The following is a 25,032-nucleotide window of genomic DNA, read 5'->3' on the forward strand; positions in this document are numbered from 1 at the left end:
ATCATCCTCCTGGGTGGACCGGTTGTGCGGCTTCCAGGAGTCCGGCGAGTTCCACGAGGTCGGTGCCTGTGAGGCGGGGCAGGGCGCAGCCGGACAGGGTGCGGCAGGCGTCCCGCCAGGTCCGCGGGATGGCCGCGCCGCCGCCGAGGGCTCCAGTGAGGGCGCCCGCGAGGGCGGGGGCGGAGTCGGCGACCCGGGACAGACAGGCGGCGGCGGGCACGGCCTCGGTGATACGGCCGCGGGCGGCGGTGGCCAGGGCGAGGGCGACCGGGACGGTCTCGGCGGCGGCGATGCCGTAGCTGTAGACGTGGTCGACGATCTGGTGCTCCAGGAGCGGGACGAGGGCGAAGGCGGACTCGCCGTCCTCGACGAGGGCGAGCGCGTGGCGGGCGTTGCGGCCGATCTCGGTGTCGGGCGGGAGCTCGGTGAGCGCGGCGGTCACACAGGTGCCCGTCTCGGCGTCCGCGAGGGCGAGCGCGAGGGCGGCGGCCATGGCGCGGGCGCCGTGCACGCCGTCGCCGTCCTGGGTGTAGCGGGCGTCGAACTCGGCGAGGGCGGCGGCGCGTTCGGGGTCGCCGGGGTGGGCGACGGCGAGGACGCAGGCGCGGACGCAGGCGGCGTCGTCGAAGTAGTGCGGGTTGTCGTGGCCGGTGGCGGGCGGGCGCAGGCCGGCGGCGAGGTTGCCGAGGCCGGCGCGGACGGAGATGCGGGCGCGCAGGGGGAGGACGGCGGACTCGACCTCGGGTGCGCGGTCCGCCGCGGCGGCGACTTCCGCGGCCACGGCGGTCCAGGTGAGGTCGATGGCGGCGCGGGTACGGCGCTCCCGGCTGAGGTCGCCGAGGACGTCGTCGGCGCCGGCCCGGAGGATCGCCTCCGCGGCGAAGGCCGCCCACTCGGCGTCGTCGGAGGGGCCGAGGCAGAGGGGTTCGGGGGGCTGGTTGAGGGCGATCGGCACCGGGAGGGTGGTGGTGGCGTTCTGCTCGGCGAAGGTGTCCAGCTCGCGGGTGAGGCGGCGGGTCCACTCGGGCATGCGGGCGGCGCGGTGCCGGGCGGCGGGCCAACCGGCGGCGTCGCCTGCGGCCAGGCCGAGCAGGAGTCCCTCGATACGGCGCGCTGTCATGACTGACCCTCGCCGCCCGGGTGCCCGGTGTTCCCCGCCCGGGCCAGGGGGCTGCGCCCCCTGGCCCCGGTCGCCTGGACGGTGGACGGGAGGGGTGGGGCTGCCTCCCTCACCGCCCCCCGTGCTTCCGCCGGAACCGATGCCTTCACCGGCACCTCCGCCCGCAACCCTTCCGCCGGCACCTCCGGCACCACCACCCCCCACTTCCCGCCCTCCCCGGGCATCAGCAGCTCCGCCACGTCCAGTACGTGATGGCCGGCCATCGACGGCAGGCAGCGGCCGCTGACCGGCCCGATGGCCTCGGCCCAGGCGGGCGGGATCGCCGAGATGCCGTGGGTCGCGCCGGACAGGGCGCCGGACAGCGCTGCCGTCGTATCCGCGTCGCGGCCCATGTTGACGGCCGTGAGGACCGCCTCCCTGAAGTCGCCGTCGGCCGCCGCGTACGCGCCGAAGGCGAGGGCGACCGCCTCGGGGGCCAGGTCGGTCCAGGGATAGCCGCCGATGACGACCGCGGAGCGGACCGCGCGTTCGCCGCGGTGGGCGACGGCCACCGCCCGGCGCAGGGAGCGCGCCGTCCAGGAGTCCTCGGGGATCACCGCCAGGGCGGAGGCGATCACCACCGGAACCGGGGCGCCCGTCATCGCCGCCGCCACCCCCGCCGCGACCGCCTGGCCGCCGTAGATCCCCTCGCCCTCGTGACTCACCGAACCGTCGATCGCCACCAGCCGGGCCGCTTCGGCGGGGCGGCCGGCGGCGAAGACGCCGAAGGGGGCCGCCCGCATGGCCAGTCCGTCGCTCCAGGCGTGCCGGTGCTGGGCCGAGATCGGTGCGGCGAGGCCTCGGCGCAGGTTCTCCAGCGTGCCGCGTTCGCTGAAGCCCGCGCCCCGGAAGGGGCCCTCGGCCCGGTCGGCGATCCACTCGTGCCAGGCCGCCTCCACATGGGCCGGGGTGAGTGCCGAGCCGTGCCGGGCGAGCAACAGGCCCGAGAAGATCGCGTACTCCGTGTCGTCCGTGCCGGACGGAATCTCGGCCACATAGCCCGTGATGCGACCCCAGCGGGCGCGGATCTCGGATGGCTTGAGGTTCTCCGCGGGCGCTCCCAGCGCGTCCCCGACGGCCAGGCCGAGCAGCGCGCCGCGGGCCCTCGCGCGGACCCCGACGGCGTCGTCGGGCGCCGGAGCCGGGGGAGTGCAGGCGAACGATGCCATGGGCGGACTCCTTCGGGGCCGGGAACGCGCTTTGCGGATGTGTGCCACGGGGCACGCCCCCGCGAGCCTCGCCGACTCGAAGTCACCCACTTGGCAACTGAGCTAGATCATGCACGGATGAGCATAAACAGGTAAAGGTGCAGGTTAGCCGAGCCTTTCCTTGCTGGCGGCAGCGGAAGAAGGGGCGTAGGTTCCGTGTTGTCGAAAAGTAGAACTCGTCCAAAGTTAGCTTTGGCTAAGCTATTCAAGGGGCCCGCATGGCCGTCATCGAAACCCAGGCCGCGCTGCACGAAGCGCACCGCGACAACCACACGCACCGCGACGTCAACGGCGGCTGGCTGCGCCCCGCCGTCTTCGGCGCCATGGACGGACTCGTCTCCAACCTCGCCCTGATGACCGGTGTGGCCGGCGGATCCGTGAGCCACCAGACCATTGTCATCACCGGCCTCGCGGGGCTCGCGGCGGGTGCCTTCTCCATGGCGGCCGGCGAGTACACCTCGGTCGCCTCCCAGCGGGAGCTGGTCGAGGCCGAACTCGATGTCGAGCGCCGTGAGCTGCGCAAGCACCCTCAGGACGAGGAGGACGAGCTCGCGGCGCTGTACGTCGCACGGGGTGTGGAGCCGGGCCTCGCCCGGGAGGTCTCGCGCCAGCTGTCCAGGGATCCCGAGCAGGCTCTGGAGATCCACGCCCGCGAGGAGCTGGGCATCGACCCCGGTGACCTGCCCTCGCCGCTGGTCGCCGCCGTCTCCTCCTTCGGGTCCTTCGCCCTCGGCGCCCTGCTCCCCGTCCTGCCCTATCTGCTCGGTGCGACCGTGCTGTGGCCCGCCGTGCTGCTCGCCCTCGCCGGACTCTTCGGCTGCGGTGCCGTGGTGGCCAAGGTGACCGCGCGGAGCTGGTGGTACAGCGGTCTCAGGCAGCTCGCGCTGGGCGGCGCGGCGGCCGGTGTGACGTACGCCCTGGGTACCCTGTTCGGAACGGCCGTAGGATAGTGGCGCCGGTACTTATGCGTTGGGCCGCATAAGTAGCCGAGCGATCGCCCGTTACTCGCTGGTTTCGACCGCGTGACCACCGGGCATGAGCCGTAAGCGCCGTGGGCAATGACGCCTGCCGCACCCCTGCGGGGTGAGTGAAGCCGCTCCCTCCGCCCCCCATCGGGCCGCCGGCCGCCGATCCGACCGATCGCGTCCGTACGGTCCCCCTCACACGTTCGCCGCCACCGCGGCATCCGGGCCGCCCGGCGCGGTCCTCCGCCACGCGCGGCATCCCGCCGCCGCGCGGCGCCTTCGCCACGGACCCCGTGGCGTCCGCATGTTGGGACGGCCTATCCGCTTCCCGGGAACCGCCCCATCATGTAACCTGCACGAAATTTTGAGATCACGCAGAGGGCCAACGTCGTCCCTCGGCACTTGCCACATGCCTCATGACGACGACGGGAGAGCCGATGCGTACGCCGCGCCAGCCGTCCCAGCATTCCGCGAATGGCCAGAACTGGTCGTTCATGGATGCTCGCCCTGCTGCGCAGGGTATGTACGACCCCCGCAACGAACACGACGCCTGTGGCGTCGGTTTCGTCGCCACCCTCACCGGCGAGGCGTCCCACACCCTGGTCGAGCAGGCACTCACCGTCCTGCGCAACCTGGAGCACCGCGGTGCCACCGGCTCCGAGCCCGACTCGGGCGACGGCGCGGGTCTCCTCTCCCAGGTGCCCGACGCCTTCTTCCGCGAGGTGGCCGGATTCGAACTGCCCGCCGCCGGCTCGTACGCCGTCGGTATCGCCTTCCTGCCGACCGATGGCACCGAGGACGCCGTCTCGCGGATCGGGACGATCGCCGACGAGGAGGGTCTCACCGTCCTCGGCTGGCGTGACGTTCCGGTCGCCCCGGAGCTGCTGGGTGCCACCGCCCGCTCCACCATGCCGGTGTTCCGGCAGATCTTCGTCGCCGACGGCGCCAGCGAGGGCATCGCGCTGGACCGCAAGGCGTTCGTGCTGCGCAAGCGCGCCGAGCGCGAGGCCGGTGTCTACTTCCCGTCGCTCTCCGCGCGCACGATCGTGTACAAGGGCATGCTGACCACCGGCCAGCTGGAGCCCTTCTTCCCGGACCTGTCCGACCGCCGCTTCGCGTCGGCCGTCGCGCTGGTGCACTCCCGGTTCTCCACGAACACCTTCCCGTCGTGGCCGCTCGCGCACCCGTACCGCTTCGTCGCGCACAACGGTGAGATCAACACCGTCCAGGGCAACCGCAACTGGATGCGCGCCCGCGAGTCGCAGCTGGTGTCGGACCTGTTCGGCCCCCAGGAGAAGCTGGAGCGGATCTTCCCGGTCTGCACGCCGGACGCCTCCGACTCCGCCTCCTTCGACGAGGTGCTCGAACTGCTGCACCTGGGCGGCCGTTCGCTGCCGCACTCCGTGCTGATGATGATCCCGGAGGCGTGGGAGAACCACGACTCCATGGACGCGGCCCGGCGCGCCTTCTACGGCTTCCACTCCACGATGATGGAGCCCTGGGACGGGCCCGCCTGCGTCTGCTTCACCGACGGCACCCAGGTCGGCGCCGTGCTCGACCGCAACGGCCTGCGCCCCGGCCGCTACTGGGTCACCGACGACGGCCTCGTCGTCCTCGGCTCCGAGGTCGGCGTCCTCGACATCGACCCGGCCAAGGTCGTCCGCAAGGGCCGGCTGCAGCCCGGCAAGATGTTCCTCGTCGACACCGCCGAGCACCGCATCATCGAGGACGACGAGATCAAGGCGACCCTCGCCGCCGAGAAGCCGTACGCCGAGTGGCTGGAGGCCGGCGAGATCGAGCTGGGCGACCTGCCCGAGCGCGAGCACATCGTCCACACCCACGCCTCGGTCACCCGCCGCCAGCAGACCTTCGGGTACACCGAGGAGGAGCTGCGCGTCATCCTCGCGCCGATGGCCCGCGCCGGCGCCGAGCCGATCGGCTCGATGGGTACGGACAGCCCGATCGCCGCTCTCTCCGAGCGCCCGCGGCTGCTCTTCGACTACTTCACCCAGCTGTTCGCGCAGGTCACCAACCCGCCGCTGGACGCGATCCGCGAGGAGCTGGTCACCTCCCTGCGCTCGTCGCTGGGCCCGGAGGGCAACCTGCTCGACCCGACGGCCGCCTCCTGCCGCTCGGTCACCCTGCCCTTCCCGGTGATCGACAACGACGAGCTGGCCAAGCTCATCCACATCAACGCCGACGGCGACATGCCCGGCTTCAAGGCCGCGACCCTCTCCGGTCTGTACCGGGTCTCCGGCGGCGGTGACGCGCTCGCCGCGCGCATCGCGGAGATCTGCGCCGAGGCCGACGCGGCGATCGAGAACGGCGCCCGTCTGATCGTCCTGTCGGACCGCCACTCGGACGCCGAGCACGCGCCGATCCCGTCGCTGCTGCTCACCGCGGCCGTCCACCACCACCTCATCCGTACCAAGCAGCGCACCCACGTGGGCCTGCTGGTCGAGGCCGGTGACGTCCGCGAGGTCCACCACGTCGCCCTCCTGATCGGCTACGGCGCCGCCGCCGTCAACCCGTACCTGGCGATGGAGTCGGTCGAGGACCTGCTGCGCGCCGGCACCTTCCTGAGCGGCCTGGAGCCGGAGAAGGCCATCAAGAACCTGATCTACGCCCTGGGCAAGGGCGTTCTGAAGGTCATGTCGAAGATGGGCATCTCCACCGTCGCCTCCTACCGCGGCGCCCAGGTCTTCGAGGCCGTCGGCCTGGACGAGGCCTTCGTCGAGAAGTACTTCAACGGCACCGCCACCAAGATCGGCGGCGTCGGCATCGACGTCATCGCCCAGGAGGTCGCCGCCCGCCACGCCAAGGCCTACCCGGCCTCCGGCATCGCCCCGGCGCACCGCGCGCTGGAGATCGGCGGCGAGTACCAGTGGCGCCGCGAGGGCGAGCCGCACCTGTTCGACCCGGACACGGTCTTCCGCCTGCAGCACTCCACGCGCACGGGCCGCTACGACATCTTCAAGAAGTACACGTCCCGCGTGAACGAGCAGTCCGAGCGCCTGATGACGCTGCGCGGCCTGTTCGGCTTCGAGTCCGGCCGCGCCCCGATCCCGATCGACGAGGTCGAGCCGGCGAGTGAGATCGTCAAGCGGTTCTCCACGGGCGCCATGTCGTACGGCTCCATCTCCAAGGAGGCGCACGAGACCCTCGCCATCGCCATGAACCAGCTGGGCGGCAAGTCCAACACCGGTGAGGGCGGCGAGGACCCGGAGCGTCTGTACGACCCCGCGCGGCGCAGCGCCATCAAGCAGGTCGCCTCCGGCCGCTTCGGCGTGACCTCCGAGTACCTGGTCAACGCGGACGACATCCAGATCAAGATGGCCCAGGGCGCCAAGCCCGGCGAGGGCGGCCAGCTGCCCGGCCACAAGGTCTACCCCTGGGTCGCAAAGACGCGTCACTCGACGCCGGGTGTCGGCCTGATCTCGCCGCCGCCGCACCACGACATCTACTCCATCGAGGACCTTGCCCAGCTGATCCACGACCTCAAGAACGCCAACCCGGCGGCGCGCATCCACGTGAAGCTGGTGTCGGAGGTCGGCGTCGGCACGGTCGCGGCCGGTGTGTCCAAGGCGCACGCGGACGTCGTCCTGATCTCCGGTCACGACGGCGGTACGGGTGCCTCCCCGCTCACCTCGCTGAAGCACGCCGGTGGTCCCTGGGAGCTCGGCCTCGCCGAGACCCAGCAGACCCTGCTGCTCAACGGCCTGCGCGACCGGATCGTCGTGCAGACCGACGGCCAGCTGAAGACCGGCCGAGACGTGGTCATCGCCGCGCTGCTCGGCGCCGAGGAGTTCGGTTTCGCGACCGCGCCGCTCGTCGTCTCCGGCTGCGTCATGATGCGCGTCTGCCACCTGGACACCTGCCCGGTCGGCATCGCCACCCAGAACCCGACCCTGCGCGACCGCTTCTCCGGCAAGGCCGAGTACGTGGTGAACTTCTTCCGGTTCATCGCCGAGGAGGTCCGCGAGCTGCTGGCCGAGCTGGGCTTCCGCTCCATCGAGGAGGCCGTCGGCCACGCCGAGGTGCTGGATGTCGAGCGCGCCGTCGACCACTGGAAGGCGCAGGGCCTGGACCTGGAGCCGCTGTTCCACGTGCCGGACCTGCCCGAGGGCGCCGTCCGCCACCAGCTGATCGAGCAGGACCACGGCCTGGAGAAGGCGCTGGACAACGAGCTGATCAAGCTCGCCGCCGACGCCCTGGCCGCGAACGACGCGACCGAGGCCCAGCCGGTGCGCGCCCAGGTCGCCATCCGCAACATCAACCGCACGGTCGGCACCATGCTCGGCCACGAGGTGACGAAGAAGTTCGGCGGCGCGGGTCTGCCCGACGACACCATCGACATCACCTTCATCGGCTCGGCCGGCCAGTCCTTCGGCGCGTTCCTGCCGCGCGGCGTCACGCTGCGCCTGGAGGGCGACGCCAACGACTACGTCGGCAAGGGCCTGTCCGGCGGCCGTGTCGTCGTCCGCCCGGACCGGGCCGCCGACCACCTCGCCGAGTACTCGACCATCGCGGGCAACACCATCGGCTACGGCGCCACCGGCGGCGAGCTGTTCCTGCGCGGCCGTACCGGTGAGCGGTTCTGCGTCCGCAACTCCGGCGCGCTGGTCGTGTCCGAGGGCGTGGGCGACCACGGCTGCGAGTACATGACCGGTGGTCGCGCGGTCGTCCTCGGCCCGACCGGCCGCAACTTCGCGGCCGGCATGTCCGGCGGTATCGCCTACGTCATCGACCTCGACCGCGACAACGTCAACGTCGGCAACGCCCAGTCGGTCGAGGCGCTGGACGAGGCGGACAAGCAGTGGCTGCACGACGTGGTGCGCCGCCACGCCGAGGAGACCGGCTCGACGGTCGCCGAGAAGCTGCTCGCCGACTGGGAGCAGGCCGTGGAGCGGTTCAGCAAGATCATCCCCAGCACGTACAAGGCAGTGCTCGCCGCCAAGGACGCCGCCGAGCGAGCCGGTCTCTCCGAGACCGAGATCACCGAGAAGATGATGGAGGCGGCGATCAATGGCTGACCCGAAGGGCTTCCTGAACCACGGCCGCGAGGTCGCCGAGACCCGTCCCGTCGGTGAGCGCGTCAAGGACTGGAACGAGGTCTACGTTCCCGGCTCCCTGCTGCCGATCATCAGCAAGCAGGCCAGCCGGTGCATGGACTGCGGCATCCCGTTCTGCCACAACGGCTGCCCGCTGGGGAACCTGATCCCGGAGTGGAACGACTACGCCTACCGCGAGGACTGGACGGCCGCCTCCGAGCGCCTGCACGCGACCAACAACTTCCCGGAGTTCACCGGTCGCCTCTGCCCGGCCCCCTGTGAGTCGGCGTGTGTGCTCGGCATCAACCAGCCGCCGGTCACCATCAAGAACGTCGAGGTCTCGATCATCGACAAGGCGTGGGACGCGGGCACCGTCGCCCCGCAGATCCCCGAGCGCCTGTCCGGCAAGACGGTCGCGGTCATCGGCTCGGGCCCGTCGGGTCTGGCCGCCGCCCAGCAGCTGACCCGGGCCGGCCACACGGTCGCCGTCTACGAGCGCGCGGACCGCATCGGAGGCCTCCTCCGGTACGGCATCCCCGAGTTCAAGATGGAGAAGCGGCACATCAACCGCCGTATCGAGCAGATGCGCGCGGAGGGCACCCGCTTCCGTACCGGCGTCGAGATCGGCCGCGACATCAACGGCCGCGACCTGAAGAAGCGGTACGACGCGATCGTGATCGCCGCCGGCGCCACGACCGCCCGTGACCTGCCGGTGCCGGGCCGCGAGCTCAAGGGCATCTACCAGGCCATGGAGTACCTGCCCCTGGCGAACAAGGTCCAGGAGGGCGACTACGTCACCGCGCCGATCTCGGCCGAGGGCAAGCACGTCGTCGTCATCGGCGGCGGTGACACCGGCGCGGACTGCGTGGGCACCGCCCACCGGCAGGGCGCGGCCTCCGTCACCCAGCTGGAGATCATGCCCCGCCCGAACGACGAGCGGCACCCGACCAACCAGCCCTGGCCGACCTTCCCGATCCTGTACAAGGTCACCTCGGCCCACGAGGAGGGCGGCGAGCGCATCTACTCCGCCTCCACCACCCACTTCGAGGGCGACGAGGACGGCAACGTGCAGTGGCTGCACCTCGCCGAGGTGGAGTTCGTGGACGGCAAGCTGACCTCCAAGCCGGGCACCGAGCGCAAGATCCCCGCCCAGCTGGTCACCCTCGCCATGGGCTTCACCGGCACCGACCGGGAGAACGGCCTGGTGGAGCAGTTCGGCCTGGACCTCGACGAACGCGGTAACATCGCCCGCGACGCCGACTTCCAGACCAACGTGCCGGGTGTGTTCGTCGCCGGTGACGCCGGCCGCGGCCAGTCCCTCATCGTGTGGGCGATCGCGGAGGGCCGCTCGGCCGCCCGCGGTGTCGACCGGTTCCTGACCGGTGCCAGTGACCTGCCGGCCCCGATCCGCCCGACCGACCGCGCCCTGGCGGTCTGACGGCACCCCGAGAGACGTCCCGTACAACGGCGTACGGAACACCAGACGACGCCTGCCCCTGTCCCCGACCGGACGCCTGGGCAGGCGTCGTTGCTTTTCCGCGGGCCGTGCCTACTCGTACCAGACGCCCGCGAGGGGCCTGCGCTCGGTGACGGCCCTCACCCCCGGCGGCAGAGCGGCCCTGCCCAGATCGCCGCGGATGTGCTGGTACAGCGTGGGCGTGGGCAGGCCGACGGTCTGGATCCAGCCACGGCCGCGCACATGCCCGGCCGCGATCAGCTCCTCCGCCTGCCCCGGCGGCGCCAGATCCTTGCGGTACAGCTGGCTGATCGTCCGGTCGTCGTCGGCGAAGGCGAACCGTGCCGCGTAGGCGTACCGGTCGGGGTTCAGCCATACGTACAGCACGACGGGCTTGTCCAGCACCGTCCGGAACCAGTCCGCCGACCGGTCGGCCAGCTCCTCGACCGTGCCGGTGGTCTCCAGGGCCCAGCTCGACGGGCGGTCGGTCAGCGTGAACAACTGGTTGTGCAGACGGTCTCCGCGGACGCGGTCCCCGCTGAAGTGCACACCTGCGTAGAGCAGATGGAGCCGGCCCCCGGGATCGCTGAAGGACAGGTAGGCCACCAGCGAATCCCACGCGTCCGTCCGCGCGAGCTCTCCGCCGACCCCTGCCGAGGCCCAACCGGCGGTGCGCTCCCGCAGCGCGGCCGCGAAGGCGCGTTCGTCGTCGGTGAACTCGAACTCTTCGTCGTCTTCCGGTTCGATGACGAACCACGGGTGCTCAGGCATGGCCGGAAGCGTACGGTCGGCTCGGCGGCCGGACACCTGGATTTCCCGCGCTCGCTCAGGCCGTCAGCGAGGTCACCTTCATCCAGGTGAGCACCAGCAGCAGCGCCAGCACCGCCACGCACACTCCCGCCTGGACCGGTGTGCGCCGGCCGTCCCGGGGCGCGTACGCGTAGGCCAGCGTCACCACTCCGCCCGCGAGCAGACCGCCGAGGTGGGCCTGCCAGGAGGTCAGCCAGGCGGAGATCACCAGCCATGCCAGCAGCCCGCCCATGTACTGGTTGACCGCCCGCATGTCGTAGCCGAGGCGACGGCCCATCACGTAGTACGCCGCCCCCAGGCCGAAGATCGCGCCGGACGCGCCGACGGTGAAGGACGTGGGGGCGAGCAGCAGCACCAGCACCGAGCCGCCCAGCGCCGACAGCAGATACAGCGCGAGGTAGCGGACCCGGCCCAACTGTGCCTCGACCACCCGGCCGACGTTCCACAGCGCGAGCATGTTGAACAGGATGTGCGTGATGCCGAACGTGCCCTCACCGGGCGTCAGATGCAGGAACGCGCCGGTCAGCAGCCGGTACCACTCGCCGTGCGCGACGCCCTCCGGGAGGTAGCCCGCGGGCACCGTGCCGAGCATCGCGAAGCGGTCCTCGATGGACGGCCGCGCCAACTCGGACAGATAAGCGAGCACGTTGAGCCCGATGAGGACGTACGTCACCAGCGGCACCGCGCTGATCCGGCCGCCGAACGCCGTGCGCGCCTGCCGGACGGACCGCGCCCCCTCCTTCACGCATTCCACGCACTGGTGGCCGACGGCCGCCTCGCGCATGCAGTCCGGGCAGATATAGCGGTCGCAACGGGTGCAGCGGACGTGGGACTCCACCTTGGGATGACGAAAGCAGGTGGTGACGGCGGACTCGGCGGTCACGGCCGGCTCCTTGAGGAAGGTCGGGACGGGATGAGCCGGTGGGGACGGCGGCGAACAAAATAGCGAACTGCTGTGACAGGAGCGACAACAGGGCCCAGTGATCGCATAGGCTTCCCGGAAAGCCGAGGGGGGATCATGGCCGCGATCAGTCTGCGCAAGGTGGAGGAGACCGCACCCGCGCTCGTCGGCGCCTACAAGTCGGCGGGCGTGTCGCTCACCAAGCACGGCCTGGACGGGCTGCGCGCCGCGGTCTACCTGGTGGTCGACTACTCCGGCTCGATGAAGCCGTACTACAAGGACGGCAGCGTGCAGGCGCTCGCCGACCGGGTGCTGGGCCTGTCCGCGCACCTGGACGACGACGGCCGGGTGCCGGTCGTGTTCTTCTCCACGGACAACGTTCCACATGGGGTGCGTCTGCGAGCGGCCATCGTCCGTGATCATGGTCCGAGCATCAGTGCAGGTCAGAGCGCTGCATAACCATGCGGATCATGCTGGATTTGCGGACTGCAAACACTCGCCCCTCTGAGCGCCCCTGAGAGCGGCCAGGGGGCGCCCTGGCCCACCGGTCCGGCTGGCCCGCCGGAGGCTGGCAGAGCCGCCCTGGGGACGGCCAGCACTGGCCCACCGGAGCCGTGCCAGCACGGCCACGCTCACGCCGAAGAACAGGGCCGTGACGACCATGGTGAGCACCACCTAGACCACCGCCTCCGTGGAGATGTTCGCGGTGAAGACGCGGCCAGCACGAGAGCGCTCTTTCACTGGCCACGCATGCACGGCGCAGCCATCGCTGCATTGCCTGTCCATGACTGTGACCATGCCTGCGCATTGCCCGGTTTGCTGAGCAACCAGTGGCAAGGTCGTACATACATGAGAACGAGCAGGCCAGCGGCCTGCCCGAGCCCTGCGCCGCAGTCCGAGCGGAGCCGGAGCAAACGCCCGCCGCGCCGACTGGCGCGCATCACCGCAGGTCAGAGGGCTGAGCCGCCAGCTCTGACCCGGGGGTGTTAAGCCGGGGCTCCTGGGCTGGGCTGAACCCACCCCGCACATGCGTGCCAGACCTCTCAGGCCAGCGCCCCCGGCGGCTGCTTCACCACGAAGGTCCCCATGCCGGTGACCGTTTCCACAAGCCCTTCGTCCTTGAGCACCTGGACGGCCTTCCGCAACGTGTCACGGGCCACTGCGTAGGTGGCCTCCATCTCCACGATGCTCGGAATGCGTCGGCCAACGGGGATCGTGCCGTCCGCGATCTGGCGACGGAGATCATCGGCGATCTGCCGGTACGGCGGAACGGGTCCCTCACGGTCGATAGCACTCATGATCCAGGACGTTAGGTGACTGGCCCAGTCGTGCCATAGCTACCCATGGGGGTAGCCGGGGGTAGTACACCCAGATACCGTGTGAACCGAAAGGACCCCGGCGACCGCGCGAACGGTCCCGGGGCATGGCCGACTGAGTAGGAGTCGACATGGCCGACGATATCCCCCGCCTGACTATCCGGGTCTACCGCGTGAGCGCCTCCGGTGCCGTTGTGGAGGATCGGGGCACCGTCCACGTACCCGACATCAAAGAGCCCCTGATGACCGGCGAATGGCCGCCGTGCCGCTGCCCGCGTCACCGGGCGGCATCATGACCGGCGCCGTCCACGTATGCCGCCACTGCGACGAGGTAATCACCGACCCCGAAGACGCAGTTCTCGTATGGCACGAGATGAGCAACAGCGGCCCCGGCTGGAGTGTCTACGCCCACCGGGCACACGCCCATCTCGTGAAGCCGGACCCGCAACTGGTAGCGATCCTGACCCGCATCCGCGCAACGCGTGCTCGGATGAACTCAAGGCCACAGAAGGGCGGGGAGAAGAGCGCGTGATTCAGTTCCTCGCCGGAATGGCCGTCGCCTGGCTCATCGGCCAGGCACGCGCCAGCATCAAGGCCACCGAGAAAGACATCCGCACCTTGCGCCAGCGTGCCGCTGAACGGGACGCCGAATGGCGCAGGCTCTACCCGAAGGATGAGGGAGAGCGACAGGAGCGGTAGGAGTCACGACGTAGCCACACTGAGAACTGGGCCACCCCTGAACAGGGTGGCCTTTCTCTTGCCTAACCTGGGGCCCCAAAAGACAGTCCCCATGGAGGCGCAATGCCCGAGATGAGCACCTACAACGGCCCGCTGGCGAATGCCTCCATGGCATTCGGCTCGGTGACAGCACCGACCGCCGGAGCCGCTATCGCGACCTCACTGCCGCCGGGCGGCAAGGGGTTGTTTCAGATAGATGTGGTGGCCTACCTGTCCGGCTCCGGCACGCCCGCAGCCGCAGACAACAAGAACATCGAGTTTCGATTCGGTGCCACCACCCTGGCATCCGTTCCGCTCGTCCCCGCCAACAACGTGCCCACGGTGTGGCGCACCTACTTCACGTCGGACGGCACCACGAACTTCTCAGTGAACGCCACCGGTGCCGCAACGGCATCCGTGATCTACAACGTGTCGCTTGTGGCGACACGCCTGACATCTGCTGTGTAAGTGCAGGAGTAGAGGCGCAAGAGCGGTAGGGGGAGCGCAGGAGTCGTCCCCTTACCGCGCGCAGCGCCAGGAAATGCTCTGCATCTGCGGCTTTTATCGTGGAAAAGCGCTGCATTTACAGTGCAGGCATAGGAAAACCCACCGGGGTGGTGAGCCGGTGGGTTTTCTCATGGCCTGTCAGGGCTTATTCACGCCGGTCTGCCATGGCGTCAGCGGGATCCCTCAGCGTGAATGCAGACCTGTCAGGTGCTTGTGCAGTCTCAGCCTGCGTAGGTCTGCATGGAGCCGCCCATGAATCCGGAGTTCGGAGACTCCGTGTCCATGGCGTTCGGTCCGGGGCGCTGTGCGCCGCTGTTGGTGCCCCCGAGAGGCGGAGCGACATTCGGGGCGGCGCAGCCGCCCTTAAGCGCGCTCATGGGCTGAGAACCGCCCTCGTGGCCGGGGTCGCCGGAAAGGTCTGTGCCGGGAACGGCACGCGTGGAGTCCATCAGTACCCCATCCCTTGGTAGTTACCGGTGCCGTTCTGGTTGCCCTGACTCTGGAGATAGTCCATGAGTTCCTGAGGGCTCTGTGCGTTCTGGATGCGGGCGGCCTGTTCGCGATCAGTGCCCATGGGCGCGGCTACGCCGACAACGCCCATTTCTTGCATCCGCTGCATCTGCATCATCTCCGCCTGCGTGAGCCGGGGAGAGTGTGGCTGCTGCGTGAGGATGTTCTGAGGCGCGCCTCCGGCGGGCTGTGGGCTTTGTCCGCCCATCAGATCCCGGATCGCATCCTCCTGCTCCCGCAGCTTCTCCTTAAGGGCAGCGTTTTCCCGCTGCACCTTCTGCGCATAAGCGCGCAGTCCTTGCCCGTCGCGCCGTTGGCGCTGCGGGGGCTGCTCTTCGTACTGGTCCTGCTCTTCGTACTCGTCGGCGTACTCGTTGCCGTCGTAGTAGCCCATCGAATAGCTCACGACGGGCCCCCTTTCAAGGCCGCCACCCAGCGGGGACTAGGTGGGATTCCGCTCCGGACTTAGATCCGCCGGGGCCGGGCGATCCGACGGTGAAAGCAGGTTACCGGGGAAATGGACCCCCCGAGCCGGCTGCCGGGGTCCATATCGATATCCATGCCCAAGGCCATCTCCTCCTCGGTGAAGGTCTAGGCGTTCGCCGCGACCTTGTCTCGCTTGTGTGGCGGGAGATACCGGCCGGGCTGTCCGGGGAATCGCTCAAGGCCCGGCCGGACATAGGGCACCCGCTTTGTCCGCCGCTCCCTGTTCGGCCACTGGATACCGAACCGGTCCCTGTGCAGTCCTCGATGCCCTGGCTTTCGCTGGCAGGGCTTGTCTTCATTGCGTGGCCGAGTGAGACCGCACATGGCGATCACGGGGATGGGCGACATACGATCGCCTCCTCTTGATTGGCGTTGAGGGATTAGTGGTCCACCCCCGGGGTCCGGCCGGGGGTGGGCCACACGCTTATGCGGCGGAGTCCACGGGCCCAATGCCGTGGCCGTTACCGGGGTCCATCACTTCCAGCCGCTTCAGGAGCGGACCGACAAAGCCGTTCCATGCCTCCGATGACCGGAGCCATTTCTCGGTCTCCGTGGTGGCCGGGGTCCGGCGTTCCTCGGAGCCCAGGAGTTCGGCCGCAGATACGGGGCGCCAGGAGTTCTCGCCCGGCGCGGGGTCCTTTGCGGACTGGGGTAGATAGCCGCGCTCCCATCCGATGAGGGGCACGATCATCGGTTTCACGAGGTGCTCCCAAATGCATGAGGAGCACAGCGCGTCCGTCGGCCGGGCAAGTGTGGCCAACGCGTCCACGACATTGACGACGGTCTGGAGTCGGGGCTCTGCGTGCAGAGCGCGGCCGTAGTCGGACTGGTTTTGCGTGTCAGTCACTTCTCATCCTCGGTTGCGTGTGCGGTGGCCCATTTGATGGCGGCCTGTATCTGAAGGCACGTCCTGGGGGCGTGAGGGCCGGTCCGGCCGTTCTTCATGACGCACGGTTCACCGACCGGAGCGGAGCAGTGGGGGCACGGAAAGTCGTCGGGTGTGGGCATGGGGCGGTCGACCACAGCGGCCACTCCTTCTCTTCGATTCCAGGGGGCACAATCTGTGCCCCCTCCGATTTCTGCATTCGTGCTGATCAGAGCGATACCGGCTCTGCCAGGGGGCACAAGGGGGCACAAATCTCTAACCCCCCTTACGTACGTACGCGTGGGGGGTAGGGCAGTTCCTGCCCCCTGTGCCCCCTGTTCACCGTGGACGGCCCGTCCCTTCGGCCGTGTCCGTGACCCTGATTCCGGCAAAGCCACGGTTCCCGTTCACCTTTGCTGGCCGTACTCCGGCGGACTCCAGCCGGTCATAGAACTCGGTGGCTTTGAGTGTCCCGTGGCCGTCGCGGGCGGCCCAGTTCTTGTAAACGGCGTACAGCGCGGTGCGCGGAGACCAGGAGGCGGGATCAGGTGCGGTGCACTCCGATATCCACGTGCGCACCTGGTCCACCCTGCGGATGAACTCCTCCCGCGCCTCCTGCGCGGACGTGGACAGCTCGAAGTCCCCTCGCGCCATAAGTCGCTTCAGTGCCGGAACGGCCTTGGCCGCGATTCCCGCCAGCTCCGATTTCGTCTGGAGCCGCTGGTCAAGCGTGCGGTCCTCGCGCCCCTCGAAGTTGTGCGGGAAGTGCTGGATAACCCAGCGCGAGAGGTAGCCGACGGTGGTGTCCGCCGACCCGGGAATCTTGTTGGCGCTGAACACCGGGACCGCCCAGGGCGTGAACTCGAATCCGTCGCGCCCCTTGTGTTCGGCCCTGATCGAGTCCAGCCCCGTGATGTTCTTGAAGACGCCCGTGGTCTCCAGGTAGGTCCCGTCGATATCACCCGCGATGTTCGCGATTTTCCCGAACAGCGACGCGGTGGCGAACCGATTACTGACCAGGTCGGTTAGTGACGCGGAGCTGATGTTCTGCTTTCCGAGCAGCGTCTCCAGCACGCGCAGGAACGTGCCTTTCCCGTTGCGTCCGCTGCCGGTCAGCATGACCGCTTTGTGGAGCGGGTTGCCGGAGTACATGAGATAGCCGATCAGCTCCCACATCATGTCGACCGTGTCGGCATGCAAGACCTGGCCTAGAAACGCGTCGAATTCAGGGCAGGTGGCAGCCGGCTCCCAGTCCACGGAAAGCTGAACCGTGGACAGCACGTCCGGTGAATGCGGGGCGAGTATCCCCGTCTGCCAGTAGTACAGGCCGTTACGGAAGTTGATGACCTCTGAGATCGGCTCACATTCGATGTCCGGGATGCGACTGCGGACAACGTCTTCGGCGTTGACCGCGTAACTGCGCCGGTAGTTCTCCCCAAGGAGATTCGCAGCGCGGTGACGCGCCACGTCCTTGGATGGCACCCAAACTCCCTCCCGGTACTGCCACAAGAGGCTGTCGATACCGGCCGCGAGCGGTCCGATGTCGAGAACGTCTGTCGCCAGGGTCGCCGCGAGGAAGGTTCGCGTTCCCTCGATACGGGCGAAGTATTTCTCCGGATCGGTCGGCGTACGCCGTGGCTCGAATGCCCGGGGGTTGTTCCTGCCGTACCTCTCCGCGCTCTCCAACGTCTTCTCGATGGCCTCCGCGCCACCGGTGTCCGTGTCCATCTCCAGCTCGTACGCGGCCTCTGTGAACGCCTCCTTCACGTCCTCGAAGTCGAGTTGTTCGGCAGCCGCGTACTGGAATGCCGCTCCGGCCAGGATGTAGAGCGCGTTGTTGCGGCCTCCGTCGCGCTCATAGTTCGTGCGGAACGTGTCCACCAGGACGCGCAAGTCCTCCTGCACCGTGGCGCCCCGCTGAACGCCCCTCAGAAGCTCCCTGAGCCGTCCCGTGCTGTCCTGGGCGCGGTGGCCGCCGCTGCGGCCTCCTCCGGCCACGTAGCGCCGTCCCTGGGGCGCAGGGAGCGCGGCCTCCAACTCCTCCAGTGAGTACCGGTTGTCGAAGTACCGGGCCTGCGCCGGACGCGGGTTGTCCGGAGCCTTTCGGTTCACCGTGCCCGGGATACGCAGGACACGGGCCAGGTCGGAAACACCCCGGCCGTACGTGAACCCCATCTCCTTGGCGGTGTTTTCGATGTGTGCCTGCCAGCGCTGAGAGAGGTTCTTCACCCTCTCTCGCGTTTCCGGGTCCCGGATATCCACGGACTTGCCCAGGAGTACATGGTGATACAGACCGCCGCCCGAATTCACCAGAATTGTGGCTTTGGGAAGTCCCGTTGCCTGATAGACCTTGTGGGCGGTCTCCGGGTCCGGCGGATTCTCACTCCCTTTGTGGCCCACCGTTCCGAAGTCCAGGTCTGACCAAAGGCCGGAGAAGCAGAAGGAGTCATCAGCCTGACCGCGCTTCCCCTGGCCAGGCAGCCCGGTGACCGTGGTCATCCGTGAATAGATGCCGCGCACCTTGCTCGCGTCCAGTTCCATGACGTACGCGGTGGCACGGTCAATCCCTACGGTGTCCGTGTTGAAGAAGCGACCGGTCCAGTTGTCTGGATCTGAACAGACCTGGAACAGGCCGGGGATTCCGCCGTACCTGGTCGAAAGGAACGTGTGCACCGCTGCGCGATCGGCGGAGAGGTCTGGCATTCTTTTCCTTACGGCTCATAACCGCCCCGGTGGGATTCCTCTCCCTCTCCGGGGCGGTTGTCTTTGCTTTCGAACCTGCCGTTAGCCCCCGCCTAGGGCGGGGTTCCTCTCCTCCGGGGTCCGAAGTCACGCGCTATGTCATGCTGGTCATGCCTTTCATCGGGCGGGTGTTGAGACCGCCCCGGATATCTGTGCTCCTCGGGGCGGTTCTCTTTTGCTCAGGCAGCCTCAGACTGCGCAGGGGCCGGAGCCAGCAAAGCCCGCAGCCTTTCGAGCTGCTCAGGGGTAAGCGCGGGCGCAGCGTCAACTATCCGGCGAATATGCGCGTCCAGCTCTACGACTGTCGGAGCCGTGGTTTTGATGTGGGCGCGCACCTCGGTCTCGGATATCCGAGTGAGTCCATCCGTGACGCGATATCCGGTGAGTTCACCGGACTTGAGCATGTTGTAGATCGTGCTGCGACTGACGTGAAGTATCTCCGCCGCTTGAATCGGTCCGATCAGGTCGGACGGCACAGGGACGCTGTGCATTGCCGTTCTCCAGGAGGGCAGGTCGACGCAACGACCCCACGTCGTTACGGCCAGCCCTCTCCTTGGCTCGGCGATCCAGAACGTACAAGGCGCTCCGCAGATCCCCAAACAAATCTGCAAAGCGCCTTGTCAGAGCCGTTTTTGGCCTCTTGCTACCTGGCCCACCGGATGCGGTCCGGCACAGCCTCAGAGGGGCTGTCAGAGACCGGCCGAACGTGAGGCTGACCGAGGATGGCGGGGGAGAGCAGGAAGGCCGCCACAGCCCGCTGTGCGGTCACCTCCGTGGCCGCCCAGCGCTCCGCCGCACCCGGGCCCACATCGAACATGGACGCCAGGGGATTGGGCGCGGAGAGCGCCCTCTCGCGCTCCTCCATCTCCCTGATGGTGGTCTCCAGGGTGGAGATCTTCCGGGCGATGATGCGCGCCTCCGCCGGGGTCTCCGGGTCCTCCGCCTCGAATGCCTCCAGGGTGGTGCGCGTCGCAGCGATGTCGGCGCGCAGGGCGGTCAGTTCTTCACTGTCGCCAGGGGCGGAAAGGCCTGCGGCCACGTCCGGCCGTGAGAGATAGGCCAGGATCACGCCAGGGTGTTCCGCATCCCCGATCAGGAATGCGTCAGTCTCCGCCTTATCGATCCGCAGATGCCCGTACGCGGAACAGGCGTACGCCGGACGGATCTGGCGCTTAGTGCCCTTCTTGACGCCCATGCGTCCACCGCACTTGTCGCAGCGCAGCGTGCCGGTCAGCACGTATTGAACGTTGGCCGTGGTGTACGTCTTTCGCTCAGGGTTGGCGAGTAGTCGCTGTACTGCCTCGAATGTCTCTGGATCGATGAGCGGTTCCCAGTTACCGGGGCGCTCACTGCCGCCATGGACGCGGATACCGACGTAGGCCTTACGCATGAGCATGTTGCGCAGGTTCTGCGGCGAGAACGTAGCCCCACTCTGCCGACTCACCACCCCCCGCCGCTCCCAATCCATGGCCACGGACCGGATGGGCTCCGGAGCCTTTCCAGGGCCGCCCAGGACGCGCCTGAACAACTCCTGGACCAACGGAGCATCTTCAGGGTGCGGATACTGACACACGGGCCGTGGACGGCCATCAATCAGTTCATAGTCCCTGGCGTATCCGAACGGGGTCTTTCCGTGCGGCCTGCCCTCATCCAATGCGGAGTTCACGCCGCGCAGCGTACGGACAGACAGCAGCCGAGCCTCTTTCTCCGCGTCGTTGATTCCGGAGATGAGACTGTGCCGGTCCCCGTAGTTCTGGGGGTCGTAGGTGTGGCCAAGGCTGGTCACGTGGATGCGATATCCGCCGTTCTCGCACGCGTTGACCAGGGAGACGCCCATGAGGGTTTCACGCGCTAGGCGGGAGATCTCCCACAACACGAGAACCGTCCCTGGCTCCCCGAACTCCTTCGATTCCAGATCGGCCATGAGCCGGTCGAAATCGTCGCGAGTCTTCCGCGCGAATTTGGACGCGCTACCGGTGTCGGCATAGGGCTCGCCCCACGTCCACGGGCCGTGCTCCTGCCCTGCCTTCAGGTTGTCCTTGTGCTGGTCGGTGATGCTGCGGGCGACGCGCCCCTTGCCCTTGCTGACGCGCAGGTACTCCCTGGCGGTCGGTGTCGCTGCTGCCGTGGCCATGGCCCCTCCTGGTGATGTCCTCTCAAGGGGACCATATGTGGAACCTTCTCCACGGACGTCGACGCGGTCACCGACATCGCCCTCGACGAGCACGAGGGCCGGATCGAGCGGATCGTGGCCCGGCTCGGGCACATGGGCAAGACCGGCTACCACCTGGCCATGGACGCCGTCATCGACCACTACCTGGACAGCGGCGCCACCGACCCCGCCCTGGTCGTCTTCCAGACCGACGGCGGCCCGATCGACAAGCTCGCCGCCGAACGCTATCTGTGCAAGGCGGCGAAGCTCCCGCTGTTCTGGCAGTTCGTCGGCTTCGGCGACCCGGGCAGCCGGCAGTTCGAGTTCCTGCGGAAGCTGGACGAACTGGCCGTGCCGGACAGGCGGATCGTGGACAACGCCGGCTTCTTCCATGCCGGCCAGGACCCGCGGCGCGTCACCGACGCCGAACTGTACGACCGTCTTGTCGGCGAGTTCCCGCAGTGGCTGGCCGCCGCGCGCGCCGCGGGCGTCGTACGGATTCCCTAACAAGCGTTTGAAACAATGGGTGTCGTGCCGACCAAGAAGAAGCCCCAGGTGACCGCGGCGGCGGCCCGGCGCGGTGAACTCCTCGGCGTCGCCGCCGAGGTCTTCGCCGAGCACGGCTACAACGCGACCACCGTCCGCAGGATCGCCGACCACGCCGGGATGCTCGCGGGCAGCCTGTACTACCACTTCGACTCCAAGGAGTCGATGCTCGAGGAGATCCTGCGGACCTTCCTCGACGAGCTGTGGGACGGCTACGACACCGTCCTCGCCGGCGGACTCGGCCCCCGCGAGGCGCTTCAGGCGCTGGTCACCGAGTCCTTCCGGGAGATCGACCGGCACCGCGCCGCCGTCGCGATCTACCAGAAGGAGAGCAGGCAACTCGTCGCCCAGGAGCGGTTCGCGTTCCTCGCCGAGTCGCAGGTGCGGTTCGAGAAGGCATGGCTCGGCACGCTGGAACGCGGGGTCGCCGAGCACGTCTTCCGCGCCGACCTCGACGTCCGCCTCACCTACCGGTTCGTGCGCGACACCGTGTGGGTCGCCGCCTCCTGGTACCGGCCCGGCGGCGGGCACAGTCCCGAGGAGATCGCCCGCCAGTATCTGTCGATGGTGCTGGACGGGATCGCCGTACGCGCATAGCGCGCCGTAGGGGTCGGCGTACGCGTCAGCCGGTCAGGCGGGCCGCGGCGGCGCGCTGGCGGTCGCTCATGACGGACAGGAAGCGGACGACGGTCCGAAGCTCGTCCGTGCTGAACTCCTCGCAGGCCTCGACGACGTCCCGCGCCCAGTCCTCGAAGAACACGGCGAGTTCGGCGATCTTCTCCTGGTTCAGCTCGACCAGCACCCGGCGCTTGTCCGTCGGGTGCTTCACCCTGCGCACGAAACCCTTGGTCTCCAGCCGGTCGAGCAGCCCGGTGACGGAGGCGGGGGCGAGTCCGGTCAGCTCGGCGAGGTCCTTCGCGGTGAGCGGGCCCTGCCGCTGGAGGAGGTCGAGGGTCTTCTCCTCCGTCGCGTTCAGCCCCTGCTTGGCGGCGACGGCCGAGTGGAACATGACCGTGACCCCGCTGTGGATCCGGCCCACCTCCATGAGCTGCGCCAGCGTCTCGGACCGCGCCGCCTCGTCCCGCTTCTCGTCTGCCTTGGCCATGCCTCCAGGCTAGCAAAAATTTCGTTCGATCGAACTAAGGACTTGCGGAGGCGGAGGTGTGGGTGCAACTCTTTCGTTAGCTCGAACGAAATAAATCTCGGGCTTCCCTTCCGGGGGCCGATGCCAAGGAGCCGAGGAGACCTCCATGTCCGCAACGCTCACCGAACCCACCGCCACCGTGGCGGAACCCCATCCGCGCCGCTGGGCGGCCGCCGTCGTGATGATGACCGCGGCGCTCATGGACCTGCTGGACGGCACGATCGTCAACGTGGCCGTGCCCTCGATCAGCCGGGATCTGCACGCCTCGGCGAGCGATCTGCAGTGGGTCGTCTCCGCCTATCTGCTGGGCTTCGCCGCCGCCCTGATCGTCTCCGGCCACCTCGGCGACCGTATCGGCCGCCGCCCGCTCTTCCTCGCCGGCACGGCGGGTTTCGGGCTGGCGAGCCTCGTCTGCGGGATCGCCCAGTCACCGGGACAGCTGATCGCCGCACGGGCGGTGCAGGGCGTCCTCGCCGCCGTGCTGGTGCCGCAGGTGATCGGCTCGTTCCGCACCCTCTTCCAGGGCAAGGAACGCGGGGCCGCGTTCGGGATGTACGGCGCCGTCGCCGGCTTCGCCTCCGCCGTCGGGCTGCTGCTCGGCGGGGTGCTCACGGACGCCGATCTGTTCGGCTGGGGCTGGCGCTCGGTGTTCCTGGTGAACGTGCCGGTGGCCGTGGCGACCTTCGTCGGCGGACTGCTGCTGGTCCCGGCCACGCGCGAGCGGTCGGCGGGCCGGCCGGATGTCCTGGGCAGCCTGCTGCTGGCCGGCGGCCTGGTCGCGATCGTGCTGCCACTGGTGCAGAGCCGGGAGAACGGCTGGCCGCTGTGGGGCTGGGTCTGCCTCGGCACGGGTGTCGTGACCGTGGTGGGGCTCGGCGTGTACGAGGCGCGACGCCACCGGCCCGGAACCGCGCCGTTGTTGCCCGCCCGTGCCTTCCGGCTCCCCGCGTTCTCCGTGGGCGTGCTCGTCCAACTGCTGTTCTCCGTCGGCATGCAGGGCTTCTTCCTGGTCTTCGCGGTCTGGCTGCAGGCCGGTGAGCGGTACACGCCCATGCAGGCCGGGCTGGTGACGGTCGCCTTCTCTGCCGGCGGTTTCCTCACCGCGCCCGCCGCGGACGGGCTCGCCGTACGGTACGGGCGGCTGGTGCTCGGCGCGGGCGCGCTGCTGATGGCGGGCGGCTTCGGCTGGGTGTGGTCCGTGGTCGACGGCGCGCCGGCTGTGAACGCGGGGGCGTGGCCGCTGGTGCCGGGGCTGCTGATCGCCGGGGCCGGACTCGGGTTCCTGGTGGTGCCGCTGGTGAACGTGGTGCTGTCGGCGGTGCCGGGGGAGTTGGCCGGCGGGGCGTCCGGGATCTTCTCCACGGCTCAGCAGTTCGGCGGAGCGCTGGGTGCCGCCGTGGTCGGCACTGTGTTCTTCGGGCGGGTGTCCTCGGGGATGACCGGGGCGTTGGGGGATGCGATGCCGTGGGTGGTGGGGGCGTTCGTGGTGTGCGGGGGGTTGTGTGCGGCGCTCCCCCGACGGGCGGCGTCCGAGGAGCTCGGCTGACACCCCGGACCCGCTGGGGGCGGAGCCCCGGCGCGGTGCCGTGAACCTAGGTGTCGCACTCCAGCACCGTCCGGCACAACCCGCACCGCGCCCGTACGCGCCCCTTCACCGGCACCCTGATCCGCTGATGGCAGGTAGGGCAGGAGAAGGACACGCGGAGCTGGCCGGTGGGGTCGGGGGAGAAGGCGTAGGGCGCCGTCGGCTGGACGCCGGAGACGTGCCGCCGGTCGTGGGCGTAGCGGCGCCGCCCCGCCCAGCCGGCCCCGGTCAGCGGCGGCTGCTGTTCGTCCCGGCGGGCCAGGGTCATTCCCTTGACGTACGCGTCGTAGGCCTGCGGGCTGGTGAACCACACCGAGGGGTCCTCGTGGAAGAGCAGCGCCCGCTTGGCCAGCACGTAACCGAACTCCTCCGGGGTGAGGTAGCCGAGCTTCTGCGAGGAGACCGCGTCCTCCCGGAAGGCGTCCAGCAGCAGCCAGCCCGCGCCGAGATACGTCGTCACCGTGTCCGTGAGGATCTCGTTCTCCGCCGTGGTGGGGAAGGAGAGGTCCAGCCGGTGGAGGTACACGTGCGCCACCTCGTGGGCGAGCGCCGCGCCGATGTCCCCCCGGTGGGTGCGGAAACGGTCGTTCAGCTCCACGAAGTACTCGGGGCCCGCCGCCAGTTCGACGTTCGCCGCGTGGGTCATCTCCCGGAAGCCGACGATCAGCCGCGCGTCCGGCAGCCGGAAGTGCCGCACGATCTCCCGGGCCACCCGCTGCGCGCCCAGATGCAGGTCGTCGGTGTCGCAGAAGGCCACGTCGGCGGGGATCACACTGGTGGAGAAGGTCTGGACGGTGTCGCGGGACAGCCGCTTGTACAGCGCGGTGATGGCGGCCCGCACCGTCTCCAGATGCGGATAGCCGTGCTGGACCGGTCCGCCGTTCGCCACGTCCGCACCCCCAAAGACGCCGG

The 25,032-nt window shown here is 69.0% G+C and carries 20 protein-coding genes and 2 pseudogenes; 10 read left to right on the forward strand and 12 right to left on the reverse strand.

The annotated features are described in order from the left end of the window. Position 1: 1 nt before the first annotated feature. Both AB0M27_RS01475 and AB0M27_RS01480 read right to left on the reverse strand, forming a co-directional pair. Entirely contained in the window at positions 2 to 1,120 is a 1,119-nt protein-coding gene (locus AB0M27_RS01475) for an ADP-ribosylglycohydrolase family protein (protein ID WP_365716701.1), read from the reverse strand. Beyond that, positions 1,117 to 2,328, reverse strand: a complete 1,212-nt coding sequence (locus tag AB0M27_RS01480; RefSeq protein ID WP_365716703.1) for an ADP-ribosylglycohydrolase family protein — start codon at positions 2,326 to 2,328, stop codon at positions 1,117 to 1,119. Before AB0M27_RS01480 ends, AB0M27_RS01475 begins: the two co-directional genes overlap by 4 nt. 257 nt (positions 2,329 to 2,585) lie before the next feature. Here AB0M27_RS01480 and AB0M27_RS01485 point away from each other — a divergent pair, with 257 nt between their 5' ends. The 3 genes from AB0M27_RS01485 (at position 2,586) to AB0M27_RS01495 (ending at position 9,821) form a co-directional block, all read left to right on the forward strand. Further along, positions 2,586 to 3,317: a VIT1/CCC1 transporter family protein gene (locus tag AB0M27_RS01485; RefSeq protein WP_365716705.1), complete on the forward strand. Its 732-nt coding sequence runs from the start codon at positions 2,586 to 2,588 to the stop codon at positions 3,315 to 3,317. Positions 3,318 to 3,769: 452 nt separating this feature from the next. Further along, entirely contained in the window at positions 3,770 to 8,365 is a 4,596-nt protein-coding gene (gltB, locus tag AB0M27_RS01490) for a glutamate synthase large subunit (RefSeq protein WP_365716854.1), read from the forward strand. Beyond that, complete coding sequence (locus AB0M27_RS01495; protein WP_365716707.1) at positions 8,358 to 9,821, forward strand: glutamate synthase subunit beta; 1,464 nt, start codon at positions 8,358 to 8,360, stop codon at positions 9,819 to 9,821. The genes gltB and AB0M27_RS01495 overlap by 8 nt, the downstream gene beginning before the upstream one ends. Before the next feature lie 111 nt (positions 9,822 to 9,932). Here AB0M27_RS01495 and AB0M27_RS01500 read toward each other — a convergent pair whose 3' ends face one another. Together AB0M27_RS01500 and AB0M27_RS01505 are read right to left on the reverse strand one after the other, a co-directional pair. Next, positions 9,933 to 10,610 carry a hypothetical protein gene (locus tag AB0M27_RS01500; RefSeq protein ID WP_365716709.1) on the reverse strand — a complete coding sequence of 226 codons (678 nt, stop codon included), beginning with the start codon at positions 10,608 to 10,610 and terminating at the stop codon, positions 9,933 to 9,935. 55 nt (positions 10,611 to 10,665) lie between these two features. After that, positions 10,666 to 11,532, reverse strand: a complete 867-nt coding sequence (locus AB0M27_RS01505; protein ID WP_365716711.1) for a rhomboid family intramembrane serine protease — start codon at positions 11,530 to 11,532, stop codon at positions 10,666 to 10,668. A gap of 135 nt (positions 11,533 to 11,667) precedes the next feature. On the opposite strand from AB0M27_RS01505, the pseudogene AB0M27_RS01510 reads away from it, so the two are divergent. After that, positions 11,668 to 11,925 (forward strand): annotated as a pseudogene (locus AB0M27_RS01510) (VWA domain-containing protein); the annotation flags it as partial. A gap of 668 nt (positions 11,926 to 12,593) precedes the next feature. Here AB0M27_RS01510 and AB0M27_RS01515 read toward each other — a convergent pair. Further along, complete coding sequence (locus AB0M27_RS01515; protein WP_365716713.1) at positions 12,594 to 12,848, reverse strand: GntR family transcriptional regulator; 255 nt, start codon at positions 12,846 to 12,848, stop codon at positions 12,594 to 12,596. 271 nt (positions 12,849 to 13,119) lie between these two features. Between AB0M27_RS01515 and AB0M27_RS01520 the strand changes: the two genes are divergently transcribed. The 3 genes from AB0M27_RS01520 to AB0M27_RS01530 all read left to right on the forward strand — a co-directional run bounded on the left by AB0M27_RS01520 (position 13,120) and on the right by AB0M27_RS01530 (position 14,051). Next, on the forward strand, positions 13,120 to 13,398 hold the full coding sequence (locus tag AB0M27_RS01520) for a hypothetical protein (RefSeq protein ID WP_365716715.1): 279 nt from the start codon (positions 13,120 to 13,122) through the stop codon (positions 13,396 to 13,398). Then, positions 13,395 to 13,565 (forward strand): hypothetical protein, encoded by a 171-nt coding sequence (locus AB0M27_RS01525; protein WP_365716717.1) that lies wholly within the window; start codon positions 13,395 to 13,397, stop codon positions 13,563 to 13,565. The genes AB0M27_RS01520 and AB0M27_RS01525 overlap by 4 nt, the downstream gene beginning before the upstream one ends. A gap of 111 nt (positions 13,566 to 13,676) precedes the next feature. Beyond that, the gene (locus tag AB0M27_RS01530; protein WP_365716719.1) at positions 13,677 to 14,051 is read left to right on the forward strand and encodes a hypothetical protein; all 375 of its coding nucleotides are present in this window, start codon (positions 13,677 to 13,679) and stop codon (positions 14,049 to 14,051) included. Between the two features lie 487 nt (positions 14,052 to 14,538). Here AB0M27_RS01530 and AB0M27_RS01535 read toward each other — a convergent pair whose 3' ends face one another. The 5 genes from AB0M27_RS01535 to AB0M27_RS01555 form a co-directional block, all read right to left on the reverse strand. After that, complete coding sequence (locus AB0M27_RS01535) at positions 14,539 to 15,006, reverse strand: hypothetical protein (protein WP_365716721.1); 468 nt, start codon at positions 15,004 to 15,006, stop codon at positions 14,539 to 14,541. 504 nt (positions 15,007 to 15,510) lie between these two features. Next, positions 15,511 to 15,933, reverse strand: a complete 423-nt coding sequence (locus tag AB0M27_RS01540; protein ID WP_365716723.1) for a hypothetical protein — start codon at positions 15,931 to 15,933, stop codon at positions 15,511 to 15,513. Between the two features lie 357 nt (positions 15,934 to 16,290). Next, the gene (locus tag AB0M27_RS01545) at positions 16,291 to 18,654 is read right to left on the reverse strand and encodes a phage/plasmid primase, P4 family (RefSeq protein WP_365716725.1); all 2,364 of its coding nucleotides are present in this window, start codon (positions 18,652 to 18,654) and stop codon (positions 16,291 to 16,293) included. Positions 18,655 to 18,872: 218 nt separating this feature from the next. Continuing rightward, entirely contained in the window at positions 18,873 to 19,169 is a 297-nt protein-coding gene (locus AB0M27_RS01550) for a helix-turn-helix domain-containing protein (RefSeq protein ID WP_365716727.1), read from the reverse strand. Positions 19,170 to 19,336: 167 nt separating this feature from the next. Then, positions 19,337 to 20,827 carry a recombinase family protein gene (locus AB0M27_RS01555; protein ID WP_365716729.1) on the reverse strand — a complete coding sequence of 497 codons (1,491 nt, stop codon included), beginning with the start codon at positions 20,825 to 20,827 and terminating at the stop codon, positions 19,337 to 19,339. A 45-nt stretch (positions 20,828 to 20,872) separates the two neighbouring features. Here AB0M27_RS01555 and AB0M27_RS01560 point away from each other — a divergent pair. Both AB0M27_RS01560 and AB0M27_RS01565 read left to right on the forward strand, forming a co-directional pair. Further along, a pseudogene (locus tag AB0M27_RS01560) lies at positions 20,873 to 21,352 on the forward strand (VWA domain-containing protein); the annotation flags it as partial. A gap of 24 nt (positions 21,353 to 21,376) precedes the next feature. Beyond that, positions 21,377 to 21,988: a TetR/AcrR family transcriptional regulator gene (locus AB0M27_RS01565; RefSeq protein ID WP_365716731.1), complete on the forward strand. Its 612-nt coding sequence runs from the start codon at positions 21,377 to 21,379 to the stop codon at positions 21,986 to 21,988. A gap of 25 nt (positions 21,989 to 22,013) precedes the next feature. On the opposite strand, the gene AB0M27_RS01570 is transcribed toward AB0M27_RS01565, so the two are convergent. Further along, positions 22,014 to 22,496 carry a MarR family transcriptional regulator gene (locus AB0M27_RS01570; RefSeq protein ID WP_365716733.1) on the reverse strand — a complete coding sequence of 161 codons (483 nt, stop codon included), beginning with the start codon at positions 22,494 to 22,496 and terminating at the stop codon, positions 22,014 to 22,016. A gap of 145 nt (positions 22,497 to 22,641) precedes the next feature. On the opposite strand from AB0M27_RS01570, the gene AB0M27_RS01575 reads away from it, so the two are divergent. Then, positions 22,642 to 24,081 (forward strand): MFS transporter, encoded by a 1,440-nt coding sequence (locus tag AB0M27_RS01575; RefSeq protein ID WP_365716735.1) that lies wholly within the window; start codon positions 22,642 to 22,644, stop codon positions 24,079 to 24,081. 46 nt (positions 24,082 to 24,127) lie between these two features. Here the strand turns inward: AB0M27_RS01575 and AB0M27_RS01580 are convergent, their stop codons facing one another. Beyond that, the gene (locus AB0M27_RS01580) at positions 24,128 to 25,009 is read right to left on the reverse strand and encodes a hypothetical protein (RefSeq protein WP_365716737.1); all 882 of its coding nucleotides are present in this window, start codon (positions 25,007 to 25,009) and stop codon (positions 24,128 to 24,130) included. Positions 25,010 to 25,032: the final 23 nt, after the last annotated feature.

The organism is Streptomyces sp. NPDC052107 (assembly GCF_040680215.1).
In the GTDB taxonomy this organism is placed as follows: Bacteria; Actinomycetota; Actinomycetes; order Streptomycetales; family Streptomycetaceae; genus Streptomyces.